This is a genomic window from Litorimonas sp., assembly GCA_029936425.1.
GTDB lineage: Bacteria > Pseudomonadota > Alphaproteobacteria > Caulobacterales > Maricaulaceae > Litorimonas.
On record JAPYSU010000132.1, the window covers coordinates 1 to 1,267 of the forward strand.

The following is a 1,267-nucleotide window of genomic DNA, read 5'->3' on the forward strand; positions in this document are numbered from 1 at the left end:
GCGTGGGAAGCTTATGACCGAGTCGTATGCGAAGGTGATCCACAAGCTGAGAAACCGTCAGACGCTATTGCGAGCACAATCATCAACGCACATTTCGAGGGTCGTCACCTTGAGCCTTGGTCGGTTTGGGCTGGCGACAGCGAACATGGTACCGCGTTGCTGGTGTCTGAAATAAATTATGACCTGCGAGCGCAGCTCCCTAGTGTAGAACCCGATGCTAACGTACGGGGCATCAAAGAAGCATTTTTTGCGACACTTTCTGCCTTTACTGACCCATATGTGGATGAAGCAGCAAATGAAAACAATGCCTTTGACCCCGAGTTTTCATATGAGGTGACTACTTGGGCGAAATCTGTTCCGACGCCAATTGTTGAAGACGAGCGAGATGCGATCAACCGCTCAACAACGGAGCAAATGGAACATGTTCTGAGCGGCAATATTGATGAGGATGGCGTATTTCGCGGCCAGATTAAGGCGTTTGGAGAGTGGCACTTACTTGGCTCCGAGTACGTAATTTATCCGCCTGAAGATTTTAAAATGCCGAAAGGGCAGACCACTTTTGTTGGGCCATTTAGCTTGCACGTTGCCACTTTTGAACTTAGCAGAAGTAATACAACGCTATCGGAGTCAGATCACAGCTGGTTTTCTGGTTTGGCATCCCAACATAGTGGCTTTCTGGTATTCCGGAATGGTCCCCGCGTGTTGCCCTATGGTCGGATAGATAACGACTTTTTCCAAATCGAGACTCGCCGAAGTATCTCAGCCGGACGTGAATTCTGGAATTCACGTAGGATGTTTGGACGAGTGGCAATATCTCGAGAGGAGAATCCAAATTTACGCGATAAAGCAGGCCGAGAAGGCTTTATCGACAACAGAAGCGCCAAAGCTCTACGAACACTAGTTATCCACATTCTGCGTCGAGCTGCATATGAATATTTTGGGCAAGCATCTGATGTTCGGAAGCATTTGCTGCCAGATATTCAAGAAAAAAATAGCAAGGCTAGGGCCGAGGTTGAGAGAAAAGAACTCTCGAAGAAAAATGCGAAGAAGTTTAGGAGTCGTTTGAGAGCAAATCTTCCATTGCTCTCGGACCTTTATGAGAAGTCCCGCGCGACGATCTCAAAGCTTGAAGTAAATAACCAGCAAGACCTAGAGAAAGCGCAATCGTTAATCAACGATATCAGCAACCACCTGCGTGATTTGCGGATTTCAGGAGCTCCTGCGAAATTAGGTTCGAGCGAGGATGATTATCGCGCGTTTCGAGTTA

The 1,267-nt window shown here is 47.7% G+C and carries 1 pseudogene; it reads left to right on the forward strand.

From position 1 onward, the window contains the following. Positions 1–1,267: pseudogene (locus ACN0IC_RS15550) on the forward strand (hypothetical protein); the annotation flags it as partial.